Origin of the sequence: Halomarina pelagica, from assembly GCF_024228315.1 — an archaeon.
Classification (GTDB): Archaea; Halobacteriota; Halobacteria; order Halobacteriales; family Haloarculaceae; genus Halomarina; species Halomarina pelagica.
This window is the reverse complement of record NZ_CP100457.1, coordinates 67,411-86,266: the sequence shown is the minus strand read 5'-3', so window position 1 is coordinate 86,266 and position 18,856 is coordinate 67,411. Positions and strand designations below refer to the sequence as shown.

The following is an 18,856-nucleotide window of genomic DNA, read 5'->3' as shown; positions in this document are numbered from 1 at the left end:
TCTTCAACAGTCACGGTTCGGTTGATGACGTCTCTGTCTCGTCGAAGAGCCGTTGTGCATAGCGGTAGATCGGCGCACCAAGCCAGTCTCGACCCTGCGCAATAGTGTTGAGCGCGGAGTGCGCCTCGGCCTCTGTAAGCACCTCTCGTTTGACGAGTGCTCGGAGGAGGATAGGTGATAGCGCCACATCGGCAGACAGCAATGTGGTGAGTTCTGGAAGTGCTCGAAAATCGTCCGTAATGAGAAATGGGGCGTCGATCTCTTCAACAGCGGCGACACAACTCGCTTCGCCAGCATCGATCTGACTCGACGAAAACGCTGGGGCAGGAAGCTCCAGAATCTCGAAGCAATCAGCGCGTTCGAGAACGGCTGTGGCCCCGCGGCCATGCACATCGTCGTATTCTGCGGTCGTTTCGAGTTCGTCGATGACGAGTGCCGTTGTCACGACGTCAAATTCGGCGAGTACATCATCAAGGACATCACCGATTGCGAGAGAAATGAACGCGCTTGTGTCGATGACCAGCATTCAGCGATCCGCAAGTTTGTCAGCGAGGGCATCGCCTTGATCGAGGAGCTGCTTCGACGTCCGGACTGCTTCTGCGTCCTGGCGACCGATAATCTTGCTAAGCGATTCAAACTCGAGTTCGTCTTGAAGGTAGAGTTCAACGACTGCCTCTTGAAAACGCTCGCTCGATTCGATTTCTTCGAGGTACTCGCGCAGGGCTTCGATTAGGAGTTCAGTTCGGTTTTTATGGGTGACTTCTGCGGCTATATCCGCATGCGTCACCAGGTCCTCTGGGAGCCGGAAGTTGACTTTTCGGGTACTCATACTGTGGGTACGTTGTACCCACAGACGCAAAAAGGCTTCTCCGGGAGTAGACCACCAGTCAGTTGACGGGTACGAAAATAACGACTAGTGGAAGGCCCACGTTCTTTATCTTCCACTTCGACCGTTCATAAGACAGCCCTCCGACTCCTCCCTGGGAGACATGGGCTCTTGGCGCTGGATATGACCGGCAGCGATTGTGGAGAAGAACATTCAGCGAGCGTTTAACCAACAATGTGTGTTATCGAGGCCGCTGTTGGTTAATCAGCGCTATACTCATGCATTGGATACGGAGAACAATATCCATAATTTTTCTAACGAGGACTCATTCAGGTGAGTCGAAGTGCTTATTTGAAGCTGCCCCTACCTTTCGTCTGTCTTCTCTCGGCCGTAGCTACAGCACTCACTACGGCCGATCGCCGCTCGTCACGCGGTGGCCATAGTATGAAACGAGACGTCCACGACACACTCGCAGCGCAGTTTACTACCCACAGCATTGTGCGCCAGCTTCACGACGTACCGCCTCACGAGGTCTACGAAGTCTTCGTGGATGGCCAGCGTGCTGTCTACAAGGGTAATACCGGTCCAACGGGGAAAGCAACACTCGAGGGGCATGTGATCGCGTTCGTTGGCGATCAGACGTCGGTACCTGTACCTGAGATACTACTGGTCGGAGACGGCTACTACGTTGCTGCGTGGCATCCGAATGCTCCAGCGCCTGACGAAGGAGGGCAGGCCGACGAAACGTGGGCCTACGCCGCGGGACGGGGCTTAGCAACACTGCACAACGAAACCGACCCGTTAATTGATCGGTACGGTCGATTTCGGCCGTCGGTTAACGGAACCGTGGTCGCTGAGGATGATGACTGGCATGCGGCCGCTCTTGCGTACGTCCACCAGTACCGTCCGACGCTTGCCCAACATGGACACGCTGATGTCGCAGATATGGTCCTAGAGTTTCTGAAGGACCACCCAAGCGTGTTCAGTGGCGCAGATGGCCCTGTTTGCTGCCACGGTTGGGCGACGCCTGAGCACGTCACCGTTGTCGACGAGCAAGTTGCCTGTATGGTGGACTTCGAGCATGCGATCGCTGCGCCGGGTGAATTCGACTACTGGCGGACGGGGCTTCCGACGTTCGGTCGTGACTGTGACGCCTCAGGAGAGGCGTTCCGAGCAGGGTACGAATCCGTCCGTTCACTCTCATCGGGATTCGAACGCCGAAAACCGCTCTATACGATCTTGAACGGGGTCTACTACTTTGAGTCGCTGTACGTACAGGATCAGCACGGACCAGAGGAGACCAGGGAACACGCTCAGAAGCTTCGAGACGGTGTTCTTGAGGCGGTTGAACAGGTTTAGAGCACTGATCACCGAATTAGCTCTGTTAAAATGACCAATATCTGGTAGGAATTGGGTGCTGCATAGAGAGGATGGATTCAGCACGGACCGATTTCTTCGTCCTCAGAATCGCGGTGAATTGATTGAGAGGGGTGTAGCTCAAGAGTAGATTGACTATAGACCTATGTGCTTTATCGATTAACCGAATGCATGTACGTCAACGGTGTCCATCATCTCGTTCTGTCGGTGGATGATGTTCCGGACGGTGAATCATATTACAGGGAACTGTTCGACCTTGCAGTGCTATTCCGCGAGGCAGGGATTGATGGTGACCCTGGAACCGTTCCAGACGACGTTTCTTGGGAGGAGGCCATCAATAGAGGAGTTACACCGTATATGTCGTTTCTTGGGCGAGATGAGTTCTACATGGCAGTTGCCGACATATCGGACCAACAGGGAACTGGCCGACTCGACCACATTGCGCTGGCTGTCGATGACGAAGCATTTGACGAAATCACTGAACGTGCCGACTCGCTCGGGTGCAACGTAGAGGAGAACGCTCCCCACCACCGAGTCTTTCTCGACAGGTACGACGTTGAGTGGGAACTGAACGCAAACCCCCGACCTCCCGAGCGGGCGTTCGATGAATTGGATCTGTAACGATGGGGGCCGACACAGACCGACCTAATTTATCTCCAGCCATCCGATTCTTGCTGCTAACTATGCGCCCTGTCTGCAGCAAGGGCACTGCAAATTCCCCCAACCGCTATCAGAAATTGCATGCTGACTACAGTGGGTATATTCAGCAGGGCAAAATCAATTGCTGAGATAAATCGCGGTAAGTGGGAATAACGTTCAATTCCTGTCGCGTCCTACCACGTAGGGTATGGAACGATACGTCGATGGATTCGTTATCCCGATCCCGACCGATGAGCTCGATGCGTACCGTGAGATGGCCAGCGAGGCCGGACAGCTCTGGATCGAACACGGCGCTCTCGAGTATTTCGAAGGGGTCGGCGACGACATGGAGCCCGACATGGACGGCATGCCGATTCGAACCTTCCCACAGCTCGCCGAAACCGGAGAGGACGAAACGGTCGTGTTCTCGTTTATCGTGTTTGAGTCGCGGGACCACCGCGACGAGGTGAACGCGAAGGTGATGGAAGATCCCGCGATGGATTCGGAGAACTTCGATGAGGAGATGCCCTTCGATACGAAGCGCATGGCGTATGGCGGCTTCCGTTCCATCGTCAGCTACGAAAATTGACGAACGAAACTAGCGGTGAAGATCGGCTTGTGTCGCGATAGTAGTATACCGGTTCGGCGTCCAGTAACGGCGGATCCGCAACTCCTGACCGTGCGAAATACGCGTTCTGTATTCAGCAAGGGTACGAAAAATCCCCTAACCGCTATCAGAAATTTGCATGCTGACTACAGCGGATATATTCAGCGACAGATCGGTTCCCCGCCTATGCCAACCGATCTGAATCCGTTCGGAGAGGACGAGACTATCCCACGACGACAGCTTCCATTACTGCTCGTTCCGCCCGTCTCAGAAGGGTGGAGGCTGTCCCGACGGTACACCCGAGCTCGTCGGCAACGTCAGCGAGCGTCGCGTCATGGGGCACACCGTAGTACTCCACAGCCAGTGCGGCGCTGACCGCCTCACGCTGGCGAGACGTTAGTCGCCCGGCAAGGGCCCCGTGGTGGTGATTGAACTCCCCCACTTGCAAGATCTCAGTGTCCAAGTCCTCGGGGATGTCCTCCAGCAGTGCCTGAAGCGCTTCTTGTGGGCCAACGAGGGTGAATTTCGCTCCCGTTCTGTCCGTCTCTACGGGCGAAACGACTACGACCCCGTGTTTCTCGAACGCCTCGGCGAATCGTTCGTCCGTTGGTCGCTTCCGAAAAACGACGTACGCGCAGAACGAGCGTGCCTCAATAGGGTTCAAATCGAAATACTCGACCGTCTCCTGTTGCTCCAACATCGCACGGTAGGCTTCGATCTCCCCCTCAACATAATAGAGATGCGCCCATCTCGAATCGGGGAGGTTCGACACCCCCAAGTTCTGCTCTCGCCGAACCGCGTCCGACTCCTCGACGAAGCGTTGCATCTGATGCTGTGTTTCCCGTGGGCTTGTGAGGGTAACTCGGACGAACCGCATACGAGGTGTCGGAGCACTACTAATAAATAACCTAGCATATTCCACACAACGCTCACTCGGACTCCGGCCGTCTCATCACGTGTAATGGACGTGATACTGCTGCGGTACGAAATACCGAGTGACCGGATTAACGACCTCCGTAAGTTGTTTTCGGAAGCGAAAAACCGGGAGTCGGAGGTAGCAGATATCCTCCAGCGGGAGGAGATGTTGACAGAGTCAATTTTCCTCGAAGAAGGGCCTGACGTGAGCTATCTACTCTGGTATATGGAGACGCCGGACATAGAGAAAGCGTGGGAGACCTACGAGGAAGCGACAGATGCCTTGATTGCTGAGTCTCGGGAGGTGATGGAAGAGGCTCTCAATATCGACTTTCACAGTGCCGTCAGTGAGTGTGAGTGTCTCTTTCACGCTGGCCAGCGCGACCGTCCGGCAGTGATTCAGTAGCCAAACGGCGATGCGGTCGCTACAGGTGCTGAGCGTGTCGTAGAATCATCCTCAGGAGATTGTGTTCACCCTGTCCTTCAGCGAATCAGCTGATAGATAGAGCGTGCGAGTATATCAGCGACAATTTCATGCCTCGGGTCAGTTAGTTCTTGTACTTATGTCTACAGAAAATATATCAGAACTAGGGAGCACAGTCGAGGCATGTCTACAGTTCAGGTCACGTTTCGAATGGAGGACACGGATGCGGAAGCATCCTTCATCAGGAACTATCTCGTATCCGCCTGGAAGCGCTTCGAAACGATGGAAGCCTTCGAGAAGGGTTGGTTCTGGCGAAACGGGCACTACGGTCGTCACGGAATAGAGTATTTCAAGGGAGGACGGATTCTCCTGATGATCGACGGCGACCCCGAAACCGTCGTCGACGAGGAGTGTGATCGGTGGGATTCCCTCGTCGAAGACGGGGCAATCGAGTCGTGGAGCGTGCTACCGTTTGAGGAAATCGGATACGACAGCGTGTATTCGAAAGCAGTCGATAATGTCGGCAAGAGGGGTGCCGACCTGTTCATGCGGTTGAAGCCACTCCTGACTCAAACGAGTCTAGACCTGTACGAAGCGCTAGACGAGCAGATTGCTATGGTTGGTGACGAAGGTGACCACAATCCCAAGGGAATCGGATTCTGGGTTGTCATCAATACGTTGATGAAACAAAACGGATACGACTGGTACGACGAGATAGATGGCTGTACGAAATCAACGAAGAACCGGCTCAAATCCATGACCGCCTACAAGGGGGGAGGAGGCGGCCCAAGAGAAGCTTCAAGAAACAATAAACGAACTACAGGCGTTTTCAGACGAACTGTCCGAGTGGCACGATAACTGTTAGATGAACGACTGGCATCGCTCATTTTGGTCACTTCAAAGGGTACGAGAAACGTTCTGACACGCTCTCGGTGCTGGCTATTTTTCCGATCGTACACTGGCGGCATCTGGTTACGCTTTGACTAGGTCATAGAGTGGATCATTGTGATGGATCTACGCTCTGTATCTTGTACGCCCTATGAGCAAATGTCGAGAAGAGATCGGGAAACCGTGCAAGATGTAGAGAATACATTCAGCAAGCCGACTGTCCCCCGCTGACCCACTGAGAGATCCTAATCGCCGATTCGAACGCGAGAAGCGCCGGTCTATTCGGGCTTCCGGGCGACGTAGAGGAAAGAAGTGGAACAGGAGAGGAACTGGCCAGTCTCGTTGAGCTCCCTGATATCCTGCTCCCACGCGTCGATCGCTTCGCTGTCGAAGGCATCACTCGCCTCTAAAAGCCCACGTTGGACACCGATTCCTTGCTCTATCTGGTCGTCGATTTCAGTCTGAATCTTTGCACATGGCGTGACTTCTTCGACCGTGAACCCCGCCTCAGGAAGCCGACCAATAAGACGCGTCCCGAGTTGCGAGTGGTTGATCTCGGCACGATATACGTTGTCGGCCCGTTGCATCCGGTCGGTCGGCGTGTGCTTCACATGGGTTCGTCTATCTCCTGCCGTGACCGCTACTCGGCCACCCGGTGCAATCACGCGGAAGAGTTCGTTCAGCGCCGCTTCGATATCCGAGACGGCATACAGAACCTGTTTTGCGATAGCGAGGTCGTAGCTCTCGTCTGCCACCGGGAGGTCAACGATGTCTCCCTGCTCAAACGACGCCTGCGGCAAGTCCCCGCACCGGTCTCTCGCTGCGGCCAACACCTCTTCGTTCACGTCAATGCCGGTGATCGTCCCGCCCTCCCCGACGTACCGTGCAAGGGCTGCCGTCTCGAATCCGGGGCCACATCCGACCGAAAGGACTGATTCATCTTTACGCGGCCTCACCTGTTCGAATACGAAGTCTCGAAACGTCTCTTCGGTACGAGTCGAAAGAACTCTTTCCCATCGGTCTCGCTCATCATCGTCTGAGGGCGGGCGTTCTGACATAATTGTAATTTTTTCTCCGAGGACAAAAAACCGCGGCGTTCAGCCGGTTCTTACCTCGCCTTGGTGCGCGAGTCTTAGGGCTGATTCAGCGAAAACAACAACTGAGGTGTATAGGTCGGGTCGAGAATGCGACCACTACTCAGAGCACGTGACCGACTTGCGCCCTGTATTTACCACGACTCCTGCAACCTATCACCGATTGAGGGTTTCAACAAGGCCTGCATGCCCACCTTCGCTCGGTTCCCCCTCGTATCTCTCAGGATAGCTATCTGAGCATGGGGATGTAGCCGTGTGCCCAGCCGTCGGGGCGGACAACCACCCCAACGCCAGGATCGAACGTCGTGAACTCCCCCTTCGCGAACGGGTGCTCCTCCTGTTCTCTCGTTTCGCGCCTCGTTTCGACCTGATGCTCGCCAAGTGCAGACGGCCGTTTCTCGACGTGTTGAGTGTACTCTTCGAATTCGGTCCCGATGATTGCCCGGGCGTACCGGATGCTCTCGGGATCAGAGAGCCGGAGAATGACCGATGTGACCAACCCCGAGAGGATTGCCGTCCCGCGGTCTTTCCCGTAGCTGTCGTACAACTGGCTCACCGACTGGAGCGTCAGAATGACCTGTGTCCTCTGCCCGGCACCGGTGTTGACCAGATCGCCAATGCGACGAAGGCCAGGAATTCGTGCGACTTCGTCGAGAATGAAGTACCCACCTCGTTGCGGCGATGCGAGAGCGTGCATCGCCGCTCGGTCGAGGAAAAACCGGAACACGGGCGTAACGACCTGCCCGTATCGCTGCGGAAAGTCAAGCACCAGCACTCGGCCGCGGGGATCCTCCATATACTCTCGAATCGAGAACTCACCATTCTTCGCAAAATCGTCGATAAAGACGTCCGTGACGCGTTGCTGGACCGTTGCGTAGACACCAGCGGCCTGTTTCGACGCATCGGGGTCGATCGCCGACGCGGCGCCAATGAGGTCTTCGTACGAAGTGAGATCCTCGTACAGTTGCTTGGCGTCCGTTCGCTGGAAGTAGCGAACGAGCATCGCGTTCGACGGGACCTTGCCCGCGTCCGCTGCCTCCCGATCGAGGTACTTCAGCGTCGCGACGAACAGCTGGCGCGCTGCCGTCGAGAAGAACTCCGTACTTCCTCGACTGCTCCCGGTATCGGTGGGGAACAGCGCCCGTCCGAGTTCGTCGAAGTCCCGTTCGGTTTCGGCCTCGCGAAAGAGGTTCCAGCGGTGCGTCGAATCGCTCCCTGAAAGCCGGATGATTTCTGCGCCCCACTCGTTGAGGCACTGCTGATAGTCGGTCTTGTAGTCGAACACAACAATCGGTTCATCCGGCTGGGTCTGGAGTTGTGCAAGCAGGTGCTTGCCGACTTCTGTCTTCCCGGAGCGCGTCGCGCCGAGACAGAGAATACTCCCTTCGTCGGAGATCCCGAGGATGCCACCATAGGTCGAGCCGATGTTCTTCTGTCGAATGACATCCATCGGAAGTCGGTATCCCATTTCATCGGCTTTCCTGGCCGCACGTTCAGTGAGCTTCCGTCTCACTCGACGCTTCACTGCGACTCCACTCGCGATGAACGGGAGCGTCAATCCCGTGAGACCGACGACGAACTCGCCGAGGAGTCCGCCGCCGAGAAACAGCAGCGTCGAGACGACGAGAACGATCGGGTAGATAGCGAATCGATGTAGCTTCCCGATACTTTGTTCAGCCGTATGCAGCCACCGGCGTGGCCATGCGAGTACTCGTATCCGGAAGAAGAACTCGATGGCAGCACCGACGAGTACCAGGAGCGTGACGGAGGCGATTACAGTCGAGAGGACGTTCATCGCGACCACCCATCGCGATCCCGCTCCCGATCGTGCGCCTGTTCCTGCTCGTCCTCCTGTGCCTGAGTGACCGCCTGGTCGAGTGCCTGGGTACGTGCACGGTGTTGTTCGACCATCCGTTCGTTTGTGAGCGCGCGGACGTCTCTGATATCCTCACGGTCCATGTACAAGTCTCGACGCTCGCCGGTGAGCGCAACGTGGACATGCGGGTGGTCAGTGTCGCGATGGACCGCATAGCAGTAGTCGACAGTCGGACGATCTTCGAGGAACTCGCCCATGATTTGGCGGGTATGGAGCGAAAACTCCTCGTTCGATAGCTGATGCCCGTTCTCGGGGGATAGGATCATATCGCGCTCGAACATGTGGCGTCTGCTCTTCTCGATGAACGCTCGGACGTCACGATCAGACATTGCGTCGCCGAACCGGTTTCGGAGGGCGGTGTCGCGCTCGATATACGCGAGTAATCGTGACGCATCGCGGCCGTCGCGGTATGTCGTTTGCAGTACTGCAGCCATACTCACTCTAGGCGATCGAAGACGTTGTCGTCTCCAGTGGTACTCTCGTCGGTGTCTCTACCTGCATTGCTGTCGGGGGTATCTGTGGTGGGATCAGGGTCGACGTCGACGGAGTGGTCACCGAGCGGAGTTCGGAGTCGACGACGGCCTGTTCGCAGTGCCTCTTGACGCAGCGAATCGGGATGCTCCTGCTTCAACAGTTCCCAGTTGGCGACGGCATAGACGCCGAGCTTTGCATTCATATCTCGGATATCGGCGGCAGTCTGCTGGAGTTCCTCGGTGGCGGTCGTCGCGATCTCGCGAAGCCGCTGTTCGGCGTTCAATTCCTCGGCGAGCTCCTCCTGTGCGTCCTCCTTGCGTGCCTGGTCAAGCAGCTGGTGACAGTAGGCAGAGAGGGAGAGCCCGCGGTCGTCGGCCTCCCGGTGGAGCTGGTCTTTCGTCTCCTGTTCGACGTACAGGGTGAGGGGGGCATCACGTGCCATCGAGCACCCTCGTATGGCTGCGATTCGTCCCACACCCGGACAGCCCTCGACGAGACGCCGGGGGGTAGTTCGTCTGTCGATGGCTGCCGAACATCGTTGAATGGGGACTAGTGTGTAACCTGACTCGTCGAGGGATCGTCGTAGCTGGGGAGGGGATTGGGGTGGGGGGTGAGTGCCGAAAATTCGGTTGACTGCTGTGCATGGCAAGATAAAGACCACAGTGGTCACGGAGAGAGCTCACTCCCCTCATTCGATTTTGGCTACAGCATGCCATAGTATCACTTACAGTGGTCCTCACTAAATAATTTCGGTGCTTTCTAAATTTTAGCTAAACGGTTCTGTTGAAATCCTATTACTTAGACATTATACTCGGTGAAATACCCAGTAATCGACTGTGCGTATCGTTCGATTTCCGTGCAGTATCACTCAATTCGGGGCTGGCTCGCCCGCCGTTTGCAGGGAAGAGTACAGCGAGGAAGCAGATGGGTTTTTGTAGGTTATCGAATAAGCATCTCTGGTGGAAACCCTGTTCGACCCTGAAAGCCTTCGTAGTCACGAGGGCGTTACCTTCCTTGAGGAGACACACATCATCGACAAAAAGGAGTTTGAAGCGGCCCGCGAAAACTTGGATAGCCATGTCGCAGTCGGCGTTACCAATGACGAGGGGGAAGTCCTGTTAATGAACGACGGGTCTCACGGGTGGACTTTAACTGCCTTCACCGTCGAACCCGATGAGAATTGGACAGATATCGGTCAGCGTGGGGTGGAGAAAGTAACAGGTGCGACAGTACAACTTGCCCGCCCGGAACGCGTCCGCCACATCGAACTTAGCCCTGAGGGAGAAGAGAACCGACAAAACAGCATCTATAACGTCGTTGTTCGAGCGGTTCCCGTAGAGGGAAGGCCCGTTGCTGATGAACAGACACTCAAGGAGGAGGACATTCAAGACATTGGTTGGTTCAACGAGGTTCCTCCCGAACAAGAGGGCGATGTCGCGGATGATATCCGGCTGTTCGTAGGCTAACGGACTGTTCACCACCAGCAGCGGACGGAGATATGCCATTCTCTTTCCTATTGCTCTCTTTTCAGGGATAGTGATACAGGGTGAAGGATAGACGCTCTGCATCTACCAATTAGAGTGATCGGTCGATATTATGAGTGAAACAGGCGATGGTGAGTTCTCGAAACTGTTTCCACCAACGCCGTGAGCGGACGAATGCCCCGAATTTCAGTTTGAGGCGGGAGTTTACGGTCTCGTTCTGACTGCGCTGACCGTAGGGACCAGCATCCAGCCGAGCATTCCACGCCTTATGAAGTGACAAGAACTCTTGATGTTTGATAAGCGGGCGAAGGTTCTCCTCACGGGCTAACGCCCGAATCTTCTGGTCGTCGTATCCCTTGTCACCGAAGAAAATCGCCACCTTACCGGTGTTCCGCTTGATGAGCGACGGTGCGGTCTTTGAGCCGTGTTTTCTGATTGTCGTAACGTGGAGATCGAGGATAGCATTCGCTCTCGTGTCCACGAGAAGTGTGACTTTCAACCGCTGAATCGTCAACCTCGCTCGCTTTGTGTAGTGTTTTGAGGCGCGACTACGGTCGAAACCGGATGCATCGATACTGACGACACCGTTGGTCGGAAGGAGTGCGACCGAGAGGTGGAGCAGGACACGCCAAACCGCCATATCGAGCCGATTGAACGCCTTACACAACGTCAAAGGAGAAGGGAGTTTCTCAAGTTCAATTGCTCTCCGTATCCGGGGCATTTCGATACGTTCGTCGAGAAGCGTCCGGTACGTCGCATTCTTCCGAACCTTGGGGCAGAGCAAGACAATGTGCTGGTGGAGTGTGTACCGTCGTTTCGAGAACTTCGAAGAGTAGCGAGCGACAGCTCGTCGAGCCAAGTGAAATCCCTGCTCAACGAACCGGAGCAATCGTGACCTCGGGAGGGCCTGCATCCGCTCACACTACTGACTGAACCTGTAACCTTCAGAGGATTTCAACAGAGCCAGCTAAACGTATATTTCTAATTTGTTCTCTCACAACACCCCATGCTAACCCGCGAACGTACGAATACACGAAAGGCTGTCTCGATCGTAGCCCGAAACGCTTTAGACCATAGTTCGCGTACTATGGACTATGTCGCGCGCGCCAACGTCCATCCAACCGCCGGACGCAGGACACACCGCCCACCGGTTTTTCGTCATCCAAGAGCTGTTGGGAACCCCCGAACTCGCGCGGTTTTACACCGATCTGCTGATCAACTCCCCAACGACAGTCACCGCTGTCCGTGAGCGGCAGGGCTTCTCGAAGAGTACTGCCTACAAGTACGCCAACACACTAGCCGAATTGGGCATCGCGGAGGAACTCGACCGGTATGAAGATGGGTCGTCACTCTGGCGGGCTGAGCCCGTGAGCGGTAACTGGACGGATGAAACGACCATCGAACTCGGCCCCGTTCTCATTGCCGTGTATGGGGCGACGAGCGTTGACGACGATCTCGACCTGTTCATCGACCGTCACGGGAAGGCGGCACTCGCGCCCGCAGTCATGGCGACACTTGAGTACCTCACGGGGGAAACAACGCGCCGTGGCGTTGCTGCCGATCTCGGCGTTCCTGCGGTTGAGGCGATTGCGGTCACGCAGGTGATCGAGCGGATCATCGCCGTGGTGAAAGCGTCCGATCCGACGCTCGATGACGTCACGTTTCGCGTCGACGTGCATGACCGGGCGATCGAACAGGCACCGTACCAGCGCGCCGATGCGTGAGGAGCATCCGACGCCGTTTCCGACGGCGCTCCTCCTCGATACGAGTTTCCTTCGAACAATCGGTGGAACGGAAAGTGATTCGTATCAAACGTTCATTCAGTACGTTCAAACCGAAGATCGAGACCTCTATTTGAGTCCTGGAGTTGTTGAAGAACTCACCGAACAGCGCGGCTACATTAGTATCGACTGGGTCGACCGAGCAGACACAGCAGACTGGATTACCCTCGTGGGCGACATCCAACCCGGTGTTCGGGTTCATGATGGACCACGAGCTGGTCAAGTCATGGATCGGGTTCACCAACGGCTGGCAACGTTCGAGCAAACAAATCCCGATGAACTACGGAAGACAGATTCGGAGCTGCCAGCTGTTGCCGTAATGCTCCTCGGTTCGACGCCGCATGACTCCGTCGGGATCCTGATGGATGACCGGAACGCTGAACGAGCAATTGCTGGCGTGATTGAGAATACGTACTACGAAGGACGAATCCGTGTCATAGCCCTCTGGACGGCCCTTGAATACATGGAAGCGCAAATCGAGTGAGAGAACAGAATCGAAATAGACATAGATACTCTCGGGCTGCTTCAAAAGGTACAATTACAGCCTTTGATTCCGAATTTAGCTGTTGGTAGCTGTATTCCAGCGCGAGAAACTAAACCCACTGGCAGTTCCGCATCATCTCCCGGCGAATGGACGAAACAGCACGATCAGAACTAGTGAGACCTATCTCGATTGGCAGATAGAAATATTTTTCTCAGGAAATTATTTGTGCTTCTGCGTCGTACAGCCTCCCATGACGGAGGATGAAACCTGGGATGATATCAACGAGCGCGTCACCGAGGAGTGGAAAGCTGAGACGACACCGTTCGAACGCATCTACGAAATTCTCGAGCAGACACACGACGGCCAATCCGCAGCCGAGATCGCCGAGCGTGCGCTCGTCAGCGAGCCAACCGCTCGCCGTCATCTCAACGCACTCGTCACAACGGGGTTCGCGACGACCACACAGGATGGCCGCACGACACTCTACAGGCGTGACGACGATCGCGTGCTGATGACGCGGATTCGGGAACTTCGAACCCAAGCCACTCGCGACGACCTCCTCGAGGGAATCAGGCAGATGAAGGCCGAGATCCGCGAGTACGAGAAACGATACGATGCGCTCTCTCCCGAAGAGTTGGCCCGGCAACTACCGAACGAAGCGCGTGAGGAATGGGACGACGTTACTGCGTGGAAGACGACGCGGCAGAACCTTGCCGTCGCGCAGGCGGCACTTGCCTACGACGAAGCCAGCGAACAACTTGCTGCATGACGGCTACCGATCGAGCCGGAGATTTTGGGACGATCTATCTCCCAGCGCTTCAGCGCATTCGCACCCTCTGGCTCGCCCTCGAACCGCTGGTTGCAGAGACCGGGTATGACGATCCCATTGACCCAACGGAACTGCGGATCGAGCTGACTGATGGACTCGATGCCGCTGACACAGCGCGGTTCGACATTCAATGGAGTACGCTAGACAACTACTCGTTTCACTACGTCGACAGCGCAGACGTGAACTGGCGGTTCGATCGACATCCGAACCCCCATTCTCCTGACTGGCATTTCCATCCGCCACCTGATGCGAGGACTGCCGATGCCGAACCATCCTGTATCCGTGTCAGAGAAGTCTCGCTCGTCACCCGTGCCGTCCACAAACTGTGGCGAGTCGCCTACGAGAGTGACGACCCGGACCGACTCAATAGTAGCTCGAACCCGCCATAATCTGGTTTCGAGTGGCGGTAGAGTCCGCCGGGTGAGTTGGTAGAGAGCAGGGAAGACCACAAGGATTAACCAACAACACTATGCTAATGGCGTCTATGTTGGTTAATACGAGCAGCGACTCATGTCCTCCGAGCCACCAACGCCGCCCTCAGAACTTCCTCCCGACGTCCGTGACACGCTTGACGAGGGTTCACCCGAACTCCTCCGAGACATTGCTGGGTATGCCGAGGAACTCGCTGAGTACAGAGAGCGGGAGGCCCATCTTGCCGAGGAAGTCGAGAATGTCGAGATCGATGACCGTCCGGAGGACCTCCCTGCTGACGTCCCCGCAAAGGCGACGATCACGATCAAGGAGATCAACGACAACCGCTACTACTACTGGCAGTGGCGGGATGGCGACACGATTCGCTCGCGCTACAAGGGCCCAGTCACACCAGATGAGTAGTGGACACAGTACGTAGCGACGGAGGATCGTAACGACAGCGCTCCACCACGCTCTGTTTTCGAATTGTGAGTTCCAGGAAGTAGAACCAGCAGTAGCGATTGGTGCAGAACGGTTTCAGGGAATCTCGAATACTAGCACCGATGGTCACCTCGTTAGAGGCTAGATCCGAGGGTGTCACCGAACTCTTCTCATAGGATAGTTTCACGTCAAACTTCGGAAATTGGCTGTTCAGTGAGCGGTGTAGCTACTCGTCGTCTCATATCAATATTAAACGAAGACGTCAGAAAATCGGGTGCTGGTGCTATTCAATCACGCCCAGTTCCTCCACGTATTTCTCGACGACTGAGCATGCCCGTTCGAACGGCTCTCGTGACTGGATGTCGAGACCGAGCGTTTCGAATGCCTCGACAGAACGTACCGTACCACCTGCTCGCAAGAAGTCGTGGTACTCATTCGGTGTGACGGTGCCGTCGAGAAGCTGTTCGACGGTGCGTAGTGCGCCAGCCGTCCCAAGAGTGTACTGATAGAAATGGTAGGGTAGTCGTCCGTGACTGCCGACAAGCCATCCTCGTTTCGCCCACGTATCTATCTCCATCGGGCCACGGAATTCGGACAGGAGGTCAGTATATATCTCCTCGATGCGGTCGAGCGTGAGGTCCTCCCCGTCTTCGACGGTCCGATACGTCTTATGCGTGAATAGCGAGTGTAGCGTCGAGCCGTATATACCCAGTAACACATCGAGCAAGCGGTCACGCGCATACTGGCGGAGGGCATAGTCGTCCACGTTGAGTAGGTGATGCGCGAGCAAGATCTCGTGGACGTAACTCGGGACTTCCTCGATAGGACGCGTCCCGGTCGCGTATGCGGGCGACTGGGCCTCTCGTAAGTACTCGGCGTGCATCGCGTGGCCAAGTTCGTGGGCGAGGATTGACATCGAACGGACGTCGTTCTGATAGTTCAACAGGATGTACGACCCGGTATCGTACGACAACGGTCCATACGCGAGAATATTCTGCTTGTTTCGCGTCTCATAGACATCGATGCGTTGGGACGCGAAGAACTCGTCAAGCTGATTTTTGTACGAATCCCCGAGTGGTTCAACTGCGGTGAGGATGTGGTCTCGTGCCTCCTCATATGCCACAGTCGGTTCGTGCGCGTCAGCGAGTGGAACATCCAAGTCCCACGCTTTGAGTTCGTCGAGTCCGAGGATTGCCTTTCGCCGCTCGTAGTATTGATGCAGTGGGTCAAGCGAGTCGCGGACTGCGGTTGTCAAGGTGTCGTGCACCTCGACAGGGAGGTGAATATGCAGGCCGGTTTCGGGGTAGCTCGGTTTATTGAACGCCATCTCCCGCACTGAGTCGTAGCTTCGAGCGTCCGCGAGTGCAACCTGCGCTTTCACGTTATCCGCGTATGCAGTCGCGATAGTGTGCTTTACGGCGGCGTATTCTTCGTATACCGACTGATAGGTACGACGACGGAAGGTGCGATCCCGATGGCGGAGATAGTTCCCGAGATTGACCCCAGTCACCTCGACCTGTTCTCCACCGGGCGTCTCCACAGACTGTGGCTCGATGTCGTTGTTCGTGAGCGAGGAGTAGACACGCGTCGGTGATTCGATGACTTCGGTGAAGTCTGCCAGCAGGTTCTCAACCTCTGAGGATCGTGCACGACTTCCCATCTGAAGCACGTCATCGAGTAAATGCTTGTACACCTCTAACTCCTCAGTCGTCTCTACCGCCTGCATGATTGTCTCACGGCCAGTGGCCTGTATCTCGCGTCGCACCATGTCGGTAACCTTCGTCACCTCCCGGTCTAACCGATTTGACTCGTGGAGTCGTTCCTGATGGGCGCTGTTCTCGGTGTCCTCGTTGCGTTTCAATTGGGCGTAGAGTCGAAGTCGCTGCGTGCGACGGAGGACTTCTCCGAACAACTGGAGAGCACGCAATAGCGCTTCGCCATCTTGCGCGACGCGCCCCTCGTATTCACGGAGATCACCGAGCCGGTCATAAACTGCTGACCATTCACTTTCCCACTCTTCGACGGAATCGAAGATGGCTGAGAGGTCCCACTTGTACTTCTCGTCAATGTCTGCTCGTGTCGGTAATTGATTCATACTTCGCTGATGCTTGGCGCAGTGAGCGATGAAATCGGACACACCGCTCTAATCGTTACAAAGACGGTTCTCGCGGCCCCGAAATGGGAACGCGACGACTTATAAGAGAGCGGAAATGGTCATCCTTCAGCCTCGTGTTTTCATTCAATAAGACTATGGCGTATAATCCTTCCGTTGTATTGAGCGATACGTGAGTTCTCTGTGTCTATCGCTTCTTCCGTTATCGAATAGCGAGAATGTGAACTGTTTATAACACCCTCTGGATTAGTGAATCGAGGGCCTTCCCCGAACAGAGCGGTACGCCGTGACCGGAGTTCCGCCTCGGTGGATGTAGACAAGGCCGCGAGTGAAGGGCGATCAGCGTTCTTCTTGATCCATCTCCGCAAGCCTCTTCCGATAGAGCTGGATAGGCTCGATGTCCAGATCGGTGTTTTCAACGAAATTCCTGAGGAAGCCCCATCGAGACATAGAGTATCCATGCTGGGTGAAAAACGCCAATGGAACCGGCGGCGGATAGGTCCCTTCGTTCCCTGGTGAATAGTCAACGACGGTGATCTCGGTCGTATCTGCGCTGAGGACACCGTTCGACTCGTTGATCGACAGCATCACGACCGCTTCCTCCCAGCCATCGGTTTCAGGTGAGATGGAGTCCACTTCGCACTCCCGGCACCGAGCAGCATCCAGCGCCCAGCCATCCGGAAGGTCGACGAGCGCCTCGAGATTCGGCATCTCATCGACGGAAGCAATATCGTACATGACAGGCTCACCGATCGCGATCGCTGCGTCACAGAAGTCACAACAGAACGAGCCGGCACGGCCAACCGGCTCGCCGTGCAGATCCCGTTTGATCTGCTGGATCTCCATTCCAGAAGGTGACCGAGACATAGCTCTACCGTGGATACTCTCCGACTTATGTATTTCCCGCTTAGCATCTCTCGAGCGAAGAGGCTGATCACTCAGCTATCAGTCCAGTCGGAAGACGCAGTCTCCATGAAGATCGAGAACGCTGTCGGTTCCTCAGTCAACGAGCCAGCCGCCGTCGATATCAACCGCCGTCCCGTGCATGAACGAATCGCGATGATTACCCCCAGTCTGCGTAACCACCCCGCCCTTCTCGACCGCTGGTGCTGACTCGCCAGCGACAGCACGTTTCGCCAACGCTACGAGTCGGTCTGTGAAACGAGAGAGACGAGAGGACACACTACTCGGTTCTGGGTATGACGCTGGTTAGTCTGTCGGAGGAAGCCGTTGTTACCGGGGTCTAAACAAGGCCGAGGAAGGTTTCCGCAGAGTGTGACCGCCACTACTCTCAATCTATGATCAGCTAGGGTCTCTCGATCGCTACCGAATCTCATGGTAATTTTATGATAAATGATAGTGTATCACACCTTATGACGGACACCGATCCGTTTGGTCGGGCGATTTTCGACTTCCAGCGTGACGAATTAGAGGAGCCGCTCATTCAGCGAGATGGCGACGAGGCACACGAGCATCCTATGAGGGAAAACTACTTCGGTGAACTCAATTCGACAAGCGGTGAACGCGGTCGGTGGCTCGTTTCGATGCTTGAAGGACCACTGCTGGACATCGGTGCTGGTGCGGGACGCGATACGCTCTACTTCCAAGAGCAGTTCGAGACCGTCGCTATCGAGGTGAGCGAGCACCTCGTCGAGACGATGCGTGAGCGCGGCGTGACGGACGCACGCCGCGCCGACATGTTCGAACTGCGTGGGACGTTCGAGCGCGACCGCTTTCGGTCGGCGCTCGTATATGGGACGCAACTCGGACTCGCCGGTTCGATGCAGGGACTTCGACGGTTTCTCGGCGACCTGGCGTTCGTGACGACGTCCGACGCGACCGCTATCGTCGACTGCTACGATCCAGAGCGCGAGGAAACCGCGGACCTCCTCGGCTATCGAGCCGATCCGACGCCCGGCCTCGCCTACCGGGTGATGCACTTCGAGTACGACGGCGCGATCGGCGAAACGCTACTCTTCCGGCTGTTCAGTCCGGATCGGCTGCGCGAGGCCGCGGTCGGTACCGGGTGGGACGTTGCCGAGATCAGGCGATCGCCCGCTACGCCCCACTATCGGGCCGCGCTGGAGAAGTAACGCACGTACCCTATGAGTTGGCTGATTAGTAGTCCGATTGAGCGTGTCGTAGCTCTCCCTGACACCGTGATGCTTGTACCTGGACTCCAACTCCCCAGTA

Annotated in this window: 22 protein-coding genes and 1 pseudogene; 12 read left to right on the top strand and 11 right to left on the bottom strand. The window is 55.9% G+C overall.

The genetic code is table 11. The annotated features are described in order from the left end of the window. Positions 1–10: 10 nt before the first annotated feature. Entirely contained in the window at positions 11–526 is a 516-nt protein-coding gene (locus NKI68_RS22295; protein WP_254547205.1) for a PIN domain-containing protein, read from the bottom strand. Then, a complete protein-coding gene (locus NKI68_RS22290) occupies positions 527–829 on the bottom strand; it encodes a CopG family transcriptional regulator (RefSeq protein ID WP_254547204.1) in 303 nt (100 codons plus the stop codon). Between the two features lie 441 nt (positions 830–1,270). Between NKI68_RS22290 and NKI68_RS22285 the strand changes: the two genes are divergently transcribed. The 3 genes from NKI68_RS22285 (at position 1,271) to NKI68_RS22275 (ending at position 3,431) form a co-directional block, all read left to right on the top strand. Further along, positions 1,271–2,185: a phosphotransferase family protein gene (locus tag NKI68_RS22285; RefSeq protein ID WP_254547203.1), complete on the top strand. Its 915-nt coding sequence runs from the start codon at positions 1,271–1,273 to the stop codon at positions 2,183–2,185. Between the two features lie 189 nt (positions 2,186–2,374). Then, on the top strand, positions 2,375–2,824 hold the full coding sequence (locus NKI68_RS22280) for a VOC family protein (RefSeq protein WP_254547202.1): 450 nt from the start codon (positions 2,375–2,377) through the stop codon (positions 2,822–2,824). A 226-nt stretch (positions 2,825–3,050) separates the two neighbouring features. Continuing rightward, on the top strand, positions 3,051–3,431 hold the full coding sequence (locus tag NKI68_RS22275; protein ID WP_254547201.1) for a DUF1428 domain-containing protein: 381 nt from the start codon (positions 3,051–3,053) through the stop codon (positions 3,429–3,431). Positions 3,432–3,672: 241 nt separating this feature from the next. On the opposite strand, the gene NKI68_RS22270 is transcribed toward NKI68_RS22275, so the two are convergent. Further along, the gene (locus NKI68_RS22270; protein WP_254547200.1) at positions 3,673–4,275 is read right to left on the bottom strand and encodes a helix-turn-helix domain-containing protein; all 603 of its coding nucleotides are present in this window, start codon (positions 4,273–4,275) and stop codon (positions 3,673–3,675) included. A gap of 135 nt (positions 4,276–4,410) precedes the next feature. Here NKI68_RS22270 and NKI68_RS22265 point away from each other — a divergent pair, with 135 nt between their 5' ends. Together NKI68_RS22265 and NKI68_RS22260 are read left to right on the top strand one after the other, a co-directional pair. Further along, a complete protein-coding gene (locus NKI68_RS22265; RefSeq protein WP_254547199.1) occupies positions 4,411–4,770 on the top strand; it encodes a DUF6176 family protein in 360 nt (119 codons plus the stop codon). Positions 4,771–4,971: 201 nt separating this feature from the next. After that, the gene (locus NKI68_RS22260; RefSeq protein WP_254547198.1) at positions 4,972–5,646 is read left to right on the top strand and encodes a hypothetical protein; all 675 of its coding nucleotides are present in this window, start codon (positions 4,972–4,974) and stop codon (positions 5,644–5,646) included. A gap of 308 nt (positions 5,647–5,954) precedes the next feature. Here NKI68_RS22260 and NKI68_RS22255 read toward each other — a convergent pair whose 3' ends face one another. The 4 genes from NKI68_RS22255 to NKI68_RS22240 all read right to left on the bottom strand — a co-directional run bounded on the left by NKI68_RS22255 (position 5,955) and on the right by NKI68_RS22240 (position 9,562). Beyond that, positions 5,955–6,734, bottom strand: a complete 780-nt coding sequence (locus NKI68_RS22255) for a methyltransferase domain-containing protein (protein WP_254547197.1) — start codon at positions 6,732–6,734, stop codon at positions 5,955–5,957. Between the two features lie 265 nt (positions 6,735–6,999). Continuing rightward, the gene (locus tag NKI68_RS22250) at positions 7,000–8,565 is read right to left on the bottom strand and encodes a type IV secretory system conjugative DNA transfer family protein (protein WP_254547196.1); all 1,566 of its coding nucleotides are present in this window, start codon (positions 8,563–8,565) and stop codon (positions 7,000–7,002) included. Then, entirely contained in the window at positions 8,562–9,080 is a 519-nt protein-coding gene (locus tag NKI68_RS22245; RefSeq protein ID WP_254547195.1) for a relaxase/mobilization nuclease domain-containing protein, read from the bottom strand. The genes NKI68_RS22250 and NKI68_RS22245 overlap by 4 nt, the downstream gene beginning before the upstream one ends. 2 nt (positions 9,081–9,082) lie before the next feature. After that, the gene (locus NKI68_RS22240) at positions 9,083–9,562 is read right to left on the bottom strand and encodes a hypothetical protein (protein WP_254547194.1); all 480 of its coding nucleotides are present in this window, start codon (positions 9,560–9,562) and stop codon (positions 9,083–9,085) included. Between the two features lie 517 nt (positions 9,563–10,079). Between NKI68_RS22240 and NKI68_RS22235 the strand changes: the two genes are divergently transcribed. After that, positions 10,080–10,586, top strand: a complete 507-nt coding sequence (locus NKI68_RS22235; RefSeq protein WP_254547193.1) for an NUDIX hydrolase — start codon at positions 10,080–10,082, stop codon at positions 10,584–10,586. 109 nt (positions 10,587–10,695) lie between these two features. On the opposite strand, the gene NKI68_RS22230 is transcribed toward NKI68_RS22235, so the two are convergent. Then, complete coding sequence (locus tag NKI68_RS22230) at positions 10,696–11,517, bottom strand: IS5 family transposase (RefSeq protein WP_254547192.1); 822 nt, start codon at positions 11,515–11,517, stop codon at positions 10,696–10,698. A 181-nt stretch (positions 11,518–11,698) separates the two neighbouring features. Here NKI68_RS22230 and NKI68_RS22225 point away from each other — a divergent pair, with 181 nt between their 5' ends. From NKI68_RS22225 to NKI68_RS22205, 5 genes are all read left to right on the top strand, one after another. Continuing rightward, positions 11,699–12,328 (top strand): DUF7437 domain-containing protein, encoded by a 630-nt coding sequence (locus tag NKI68_RS22225; RefSeq protein WP_254547191.1) that lies wholly within the window; start codon positions 11,699–11,701, stop codon positions 12,326–12,328. Continuing rightward, on the top strand, positions 12,282–12,869 hold the full coding sequence (locus tag NKI68_RS22220; protein WP_254547190.1) for a PIN domain-containing protein: 588 nt from the start codon (positions 12,282–12,284) through the stop codon (positions 12,867–12,869). Before NKI68_RS22225 ends, NKI68_RS22220 begins: the two co-directional genes overlap by 47 nt. A gap of 250 nt (positions 12,870–13,119) precedes the next feature. After that, a complete protein-coding gene (locus NKI68_RS22215; RefSeq protein WP_254547189.1) occupies positions 13,120–13,638 on the top strand; it encodes a winged helix-turn-helix domain-containing protein in 519 nt (172 codons plus the stop codon). After that, entirely contained in the window at positions 13,635–14,087 is a 453-nt protein-coding gene (locus NKI68_RS22210) for a toxin-antitoxin system TumE family protein (protein ID WP_254547326.1), read from the top strand. The genes NKI68_RS22215 and NKI68_RS22210 overlap by 4 nt, the downstream gene beginning before the upstream one ends. Positions 14,088–14,208: 121 nt before the next feature. After that, complete coding sequence (locus NKI68_RS22205; RefSeq protein ID WP_254547325.1) at positions 14,209–14,532, top strand: DUF6788 family protein; 324 nt, start codon at positions 14,209–14,211, stop codon at positions 14,530–14,532. Positions 14,533–14,833: 301 nt separating this feature from the next. On the opposite strand, the gene NKI68_RS22200 is transcribed toward NKI68_RS22205, so the two are convergent. The 3 genes and pseudogenes from NKI68_RS22200 to NKI68_RS22190 all read right to left on the bottom strand — a co-directional run. Further along, positions 14,834–16,645, bottom strand: a complete 1,812-nt coding sequence (locus NKI68_RS22200; protein ID WP_254547324.1) for a M3 family oligoendopeptidase — start codon at positions 16,643–16,645, stop codon at positions 14,834–14,836. Between the two features lie 357 nt (positions 16,646–17,002). Next, positions 17,003–17,509 carry a hypothetical protein gene (locus NKI68_RS22195; protein WP_254547323.1) on the bottom strand — a complete coding sequence of 169 codons (507 nt, stop codon included), beginning with the start codon at positions 17,507–17,509 and terminating at the stop codon, positions 17,003–17,005. A gap of 223 nt (positions 17,510–17,732) precedes the next feature. Further along, a pseudogene (locus tag NKI68_RS22190) lies at positions 17,733–17,845 on the bottom strand (IS5/IS1182 family transposase); the annotation flags it as partial. Positions 17,846–18,036: 191 nt separating this feature from the next. Between NKI68_RS22190 and NKI68_RS22185 the strand changes: the two are divergent. Further along, a complete protein-coding gene (locus tag NKI68_RS22185) occupies positions 18,037–18,756 on the top strand; it encodes a class I SAM-dependent methyltransferase (protein ID WP_254547322.1) in 720 nt (239 codons plus the stop codon). Positions 18,757–18,856: the final 100 nt, after the last annotated feature.